This window comes from Psychrobacter sp. AOP31-B2-9 (assembly GCF_052378005.1).
GTDB lineage: Bacteria > Pseudomonadota > Gammaproteobacteria > Pseudomonadales > Moraxellaceae > Psychrobacter.
This window is the reverse complement of record NZ_JBQSXG010000156.1, coordinates 1-6,449: the sequence shown is the minus strand read 5'-3', so window position 1 is coordinate 6,449 and position 6,449 is coordinate 1. Positions and strand designations below refer to the sequence as shown.

The window sequence follows — 6,449 nt, the reverse complement described above, 5'->3', positions numbered from 1 at the left end:
TACCACCCTACAGCCCTGATCTAAATCCTATCGAGAAGAAGTGGGCTCATGTGAAGTTTCTACGCCAAGGCTGGATGGAAAATGACTTATCTAAATTGTTTTATGATATTCATCCAAAACATAACTCTTTTGTAGTGCAGTGACTATAGAAAAAAGGTGAGAGGATGAATGACAAACTTAATCCCATCTTGTTCAACAACTATTAAAGTGTTTGCGTCTTTATCAATATCGCTAACAGGGTAAATGTCTTTGCTCAAAACCACCTTAGCTTCGTATTTTATTCCATCCTTCTCTTTTTTCTTCTTTTTCTGCTTTTCAAAGAATGAAGATATATAGTCAACATTTGGTCTTCTATATTCTTCTCCTAATGCTTTTTGTAATGTAAACACATGGTGGTCTGTGTCCAACTCCTCGACCATAAGACCATTTTTCCAAACAGAACCAATAGGTATTTTGAACATAAGTCTGAGCGGTAGTTTCACGTTCATTTCATAGCCCGTTTTACTTACAAAAATAACTTCCACTCGTCTATTGTCATTACCTTCACCTAAATTATATAAGCTTTTGTACCAAATAACTTGATATGAAGAGTTATAGAAAAACCTATTTTTGATACCTTTTTTATAATTAACTAAGTTGAGAAAGTCACTAATGTCAATATTTGATTGCTTAGCTATTAAATCTATTCCTTTAAACGGTTCAAAATTACTCATTTATTACTCCCTATCGATAATATCTATTATGACAGGTTATATGGAATTTTGACAAAGATTGTGGAAAATGACACCCACCGACCAAGGCCACGGCTGATATTGTATGATGAACCTGTCTGAAAGGACGTGTGCCATAATCATAATCGCTGTCTGCGACTGAATACGTACTGGCTACTTCTAACGCATCTTCGTCACTGAGATCAGGCAAAATAGTCGGTAGTCGCGATGCCATCAATGTCTTACCTGAGCCGGGTGGCCCGGTAAACAGTATCGAGTGACCACCTGCTGCTGCAATCTCTAGCGCACGCCGCGCATGGTGCTGTCCTTTGACATCGGCCAAATCCACTTGATAGCCGACATGCTTTGGGGCGATACTGGGTGTAACGATATCCAAAGGCTGATAAAATCCGCTAGAATCAGCCAATGACCGTAAGTGATCGCAGACGGCTTTGAGACTTTGGGCGCCTAATATCTCTACGCCCTCGACGCGGCTGGCTTCCGCTCCATTATCCAATGGCACTATTAACTTGACTGATTCTGATGTCTCTACTGAGTGCTGCTCGTTTAATGGTCGCTCGTTACTGCTCAATGACGTTGCAGCCAGTCTTTCCGCTTTAATCGCTCGTGCAACTGCCAAACTGCCTGTTACTTGTCGCAAGTTTCCGTTTAACGCCAACTCACCAATAAACTCAAACCCTGATAATACCTCTGGATCGAGCTGGTCGCTGGCTGCCAATATACCTATCGCAATTGGTAAGTCTAGGCGCGCACCGTCTTTGGGTAAATCAGCAGGTGCTAAGTTAATAGTTAGACGGCGATTGGGGAACTGAAACCCAGAATTCAATATCGCAGAACGTACTCTGTCTTTGCTCTCACGTACGGCAGCTTCAGGCAAACCAACAATGGTCAAAGCAGGCAGACCTTGCGATAAGTGCACCTCAATAATGACTTTGGGCGCATGTAGACCGACGACTGAGCGGGTATAAACTTGAGCAAACGACATAAGTATTTCCTATAAAGAGGCTCTCTCGATAATAGAGGATTATCTATAGGTGCGCAAATGTCGTGTTTTTAATCATAAGTGCCTATACTTAATGAGCCAGTGACTATCCCATGATACCTAGACGTTTTATCTAAAAGCGCTAGGGCATGCCCTCATTTTGAAAATGGAGATAAAAATGAGACAAATAGCAGTTAAACAAGGAAAGTAGTGCAGATAATATCGAGATATTAGCAAGCTACTTGACGCAGTTTGGCAAATATTTAGCCATTTTTAATCCATTTAATATTTACTATTCAGAGTGAGGACACGCCCTATTTATTCACCCCACTACTAACAGGGATTTGTTATACTAGCGACTGTCTATTTAGACATAAATATTGCTGTAAAAATGCTCATAAATAAACGATTAAGATCACTATCGGTGAGCCAGACAAAATCCAGTAATAGCTATGGTCAACATGAGGAATATCGCATGACAGAACATTCAGAACAGAACAATTCTAACAGTACTGACCATATCGAGCAGCCTTACAATCGCGCTGGAGAGCAGCCGACGACGACGCGACCTGTCATGCAACCAGACAACCCTTATGCCAGTACGCGCGGTAGCATTACGAGCAAGCAGCTACCTGCCTTTGATGAAGCGATTATCAATAAATACAATCGCTCAGGGCCGCGATATACCTCTTATCCAACGGCATTAGAGTTCTCACCAATCGCTGACGGCCTTGAGACAAAAATCCTGCAAAACCGTGAAGCGCGTGCACCACTATCACTATATTTTCATATTCCATTTTGTCGTCACCTTTGCTACTACTGTGCTTGTAATAAAATTATCACCAAAAAAAATGGCGATTCGGGCGATTATTTGCAGTACTTAATTGCTGAGATTAAGCACAAACGACGCTTATTATCGGCACCAGAAGGCAGTAGCAAACCATTGGTCAAGCAGCTACATTTGGGCGGTGGTACGCCGACGTTTTTGCGTGATGAAGAAATGGTTCAGCTGTGGGAGTTTTTACAGACGCAGTTTGAGTTTTTACCCGAAAATGAAGGTGATTACTCTATTGAGATTGACCCGCGTGAGCTAAGTGAAGATACGCTAAAAGTGCTGCGTGGTCTTGGCTTTAACCGCATTAGCTTGGGTGTACAAGACTTAGATGACACGGTACAAATCGCCGTCAATCGCGTACATTCAGCAGAATTGATTGAAAATGTGTTAAATGAAGCGCGCGAACTCGGCTTTCACTCTATTAATATCGACCTGATTTATGGCTTGCCCCATCAAACGCCAGATACATTGGACAAAACCGTACAGCGCATCATCGAGATGTCACCAGATCGTTTGTCGGTGTTTAACTACGCGCATCTGCCAGAACGCTTTAAAGCGCAACGTCAGATCAAAGATGAAGACTTACCCAATCCAGCAGCCAAGCTTACAATGCTTGGCAATACCATCAATACGCTAAGCGACGCGGGCTATCAATACATCGGTATTGACCATTTCGCCAAGCCTGATGATGAACTCGCTGTCGCACAGCGCGAGGGGAAATTACATCGTAACTTTCAGGGTTATACTATCATGGGTGATTGTGACTTATTGGGCTTTGGTGTGTCATCTATTAGTCAAATATCTAATGCGAACACACGTTATATATTGCAAAACGATACGGACTTGCAAGCTTACCAAGCCAGTATAGATGCTGCTCGAAGCAACCCTATGGTCATGCCAGCGGTAAAAGTCATCAAGACATCGATTAAAGACCGCCTACGTGAATACGTGATTATGAATTTGCTCTGTCATGACTATGTTGACTTTAAAGACGTGAATCAAAAATTCGGTATCGATGCGATTACCTATTTTATCGATGAAATAGCGCAGCTCGGTGCCATGCAGGGTGACAGACTCATTGATATGGATGCGGCAGGTATTCGTGTCTTGCCACGTGGACGCTTATTGGGTCGAAACGTTGCGATGGTCTTCGATGAATACCTTAAGACAAAACACGCAGATCGTTTTTCAAAAGTTATTTAAAACGACTGCTTAAAATGACTGCTGAAAACCAAAAAAGACCTCTAATGAGGTCTTTTTTATATGCCATAAAACCTGCCTATTACACCTTTAGCTTATCACCGACCATCCCTTTGACGGTACTAAGAATATCAGCGGGTAATACCACCATTTTTGAGTTATCAGACTCAGCCAAATCACGCATCGCTTTAATATACTGCTCACCAAGCAAGTAAACGACCGGCATTTCTTCTTCACCCATCGCGCTAGTAATCAGGCGAATCGACTCTTCGGAACCGCGCGCGAGCACCACCTGCGCTTCAGCATCACGACGTGATGCTTCTAAGCGACTTCTTAAAAATCATCAATATATGATGCTCATACCTTTAATAAAATGATTGAAAGCATAAAAATCTAACCCACAAAAAAAACGCACCTCGAAGGATGCGTTTTTTATTTATTCTTTATTTGATTAGAACTTAAAGTGAGCGCCTAAAGTAACGCCGCTTACGCTAATATCCTCAAATTCATCCTCAACTTGAGGATAAATATTATACATAGCTTCAATAGAAACCATAGAGCTAATGTTATAGCCAAGACCTAATCCACCGGCTACTCCCGTATCAGAATGACTCAAACTCTCATTTTGACTAGCATCAAGTTTATCCGTGTATTCCGCCTCAATTTTGTTTTTTGCAATACCCAAACGACCTTTTGCATAAAGTCCAGTATTTGGAAAAGTATAGTCATAAGTACCATATAAGCCATATACATCAGCACTGTACTCAGCTTTCTCAAAACGATCATTGAACGAATCAGTATCACCAGTGGTTAAATATTCAGCCTCTACGCCAAACTCTGGAGTAAATTTATAACCACCATAAACGCCATATGACACTGCGTCATCATCTACATCTGCGTCTGGGCTGTACTGACCAACTTTTACACCAGCATACGGCTGACCTGCATAATTAACGGCAGCTTGAGCGCTTACACTCACCAAAGAACCAACTGATAATGCGATTAAAGCTTTTTGTAGAGTGTTCATATATTTCCTATTAGGTAAGGCTAAAATGCCATCTGCATAAATATAGCAAAACACAAAATTTAGATGGACTATTGTTGAATGCAGGATTCTAGCAGAACCTTATTTTTAATGCACGCTTTTTTGATGACTTTTGTTTTATTTTTATCACGCGCAAAAAAACGCACCCCGAAGGATGCGTTTTTTTATTTATGCTGCTACTTGCTAACAATTTAGAACTTGATGTTTGCGCCAATAGTCATAAGATCTGTATCGCTACCTAGCATATCGTATTCCGCTTCTACGTTGAAGGCAGGGGTTACTGAATAACCAAGACCCACACCGCCAGCTAAGCTAGTATCTTTATCCTCGCCATTATACTGGCCAAGCGTTGTATTAGATGCTTCAACTTCAGTTCGTGCCACACCAACCTTACCTTTTGCATATACACCGCTGTCAGCGAAAGCATAACGATAAGTACCATAAGCACCATAAGATTTAGCATCAATATCACCACCACGGTAGTCAGCATCGTCTGAACCGACATACTCTGCTTCGATACCGAAGTTAGGATCAAAGTTGTAACCAGCGTAAACACCATAGGCAGTTGGGTCATCAGCGTTATTGGTATCTAAATCAAATTGACCGACTTTAGCACCGACATATGGTTGACCAGTATAGCCGTTACCATAAGATACAGCGGCTTGTGCACCTACGCTTAATAAAGAACCTGCTACTACTGCCATTAGAGTTTTTTGTAGAGTTTTCATTTTATTTCCTTAAAATCACATTTTGATTGGTTATATATTATCTGTATGAAAAAGCTCATCAGACAAGCCTTCAATAAAAAGGTTTAGAAAAATTACTTAGAACTTTAATTGAGCACCAACTGTTAATAATTTGGCATCGACATCGCTGTCCATCACCGAGTATTCAGCCTCGACACCAAAGTCGGGGTTGACTGAATAACCGAGACCCACACCGCCTGCTATACCCGTATCACTGGTAGAGTTCGATACTCTAACCGCACCGTTAGTGTAGTCACCTTCAACTTCAGTCTTTGCAACCCCTAGCTTACCTTTTGCATATAGACCAGTATTCGGGAATTGGTAGCGAGCGGTACCGTATGCACCATAAGTCTTGGCATCCAGATCACCGTTACGATAATCAGCATCATCCGAACCTACATATTCTGCTTCGACACCAAAAGTAGAATCAAAGTTGTAACCACCATAAACTCCGTAAGCGGTTGGATCATCTGCGTTATCAATGTCTAAATCGAACTGACCAACTTTAGCACCAACATATGGCTGTCCAGTATAGCCATTGCTATAAGATGTAGCGGCTTGAGCACCAACCGTCAATAAAGAACCAGCTGTTAATGTAAGTAATACTTTTTGTATATTTCTCATTATGAACTCCTTAACATCGATCAGAATAAGCAAGTTACTTGTGATGACTTCTATAGTCATATCGCCTTGCTTCCGATGAATATAATAGTAACAAACTATTTCATACAGTCTGTCAGTGTTTAACGGCACGAGAGTTAAGATTTGCAAGCATTCATCATTGAGCGGGTTACAAAGGCCAAAAAATGAAACTTTTTGTTACAATCACCCTATTTATGCAATAATCCCTACTCATTTCACAGATTCGCTCCTCAAAACCCTAGGTCAATACGCCTGAAATAATAAAAAT

General features: G+C 41.3%; 5 protein-coding genes and 2 pseudogenes. 1 reads left to right on the top strand and 6 read right to left on the bottom strand.

Translation table 11 applies throughout. The features are described from left to right. Positions 1 to 143: 143 nt before the first annotated feature. Together ACT3SX_RS13105 and ACT3SX_RS13100 are read right to left on the bottom strand one after the other, a co-directional pair. A complete protein-coding gene (locus tag ACT3SX_RS13105) occupies positions 144 to 713 on the bottom strand; it encodes a hypothetical protein (protein ID WP_442063187.1) in 570 nt (189 codons plus the stop codon). A 58-nt stretch (positions 714 to 771) separates the two neighbouring features. Next, a pseudogene (locus tag ACT3SX_RS13100) lies at positions 772 to 1,716 on the bottom strand (YifB family Mg chelatase-like AAA ATPase); the annotation flags it as partial. Between the two features lie 571 nt (positions 1,717 to 2,287). Between ACT3SX_RS13100 and hemN the strand changes: the two are divergent. Further along, complete coding sequence (gene hemN / locus ACT3SX_RS13095; RefSeq protein ID WP_442063189.1) at positions 2,288 to 3,751, top strand: oxygen-independent coproporphyrinogen III oxidase; 1,464 nt, start codon at positions 2,288 to 2,290, stop codon at positions 3,749 to 3,751. Positions 3,752 to 3,830: 79 nt separating this feature from the next. On the opposite strand, the pseudogene ACT3SX_RS13090 reads toward hemN, so the two are convergent. The 4 genes and pseudogenes from ACT3SX_RS13090 to ACT3SX_RS13075 form a co-directional block, all read right to left on the bottom strand. Then, a pseudogene (locus ACT3SX_RS13090) lies at positions 3,831 to 4,076 on the bottom strand (SPFH domain-containing protein); the annotation flags it as partial. A gap of 123 nt (positions 4,077 to 4,199) precedes the next feature. After that, positions 4,200 to 4,775 carry a porin family protein gene (locus ACT3SX_RS13085; RefSeq protein ID WP_442063185.1) on the bottom strand — a complete coding sequence of 192 codons (576 nt, stop codon included), beginning with the start codon at positions 4,773 to 4,775 and terminating at the stop codon, positions 4,200 to 4,202. A 209-nt stretch (positions 4,776 to 4,984) separates the two neighbouring features. Beyond that, the gene (locus tag ACT3SX_RS13080) at positions 4,985 to 5,521 is read right to left on the bottom strand and encodes a porin family protein (RefSeq protein WP_442063183.1); all 537 of its coding nucleotides are present in this window, start codon (positions 5,519 to 5,521) and stop codon (positions 4,985 to 4,987) included. Positions 5,522 to 5,617: 96 nt separating this feature from the next. Further along, positions 5,618 to 6,163 carry a porin family protein gene (locus ACT3SX_RS13075; RefSeq protein ID WP_442063181.1) on the bottom strand — a complete coding sequence of 182 codons (546 nt, stop codon included), beginning with the start codon at positions 6,161 to 6,163 and terminating at the stop codon, positions 5,618 to 5,620. Positions 6,164 to 6,449 lie beyond the last annotated feature (286 nt).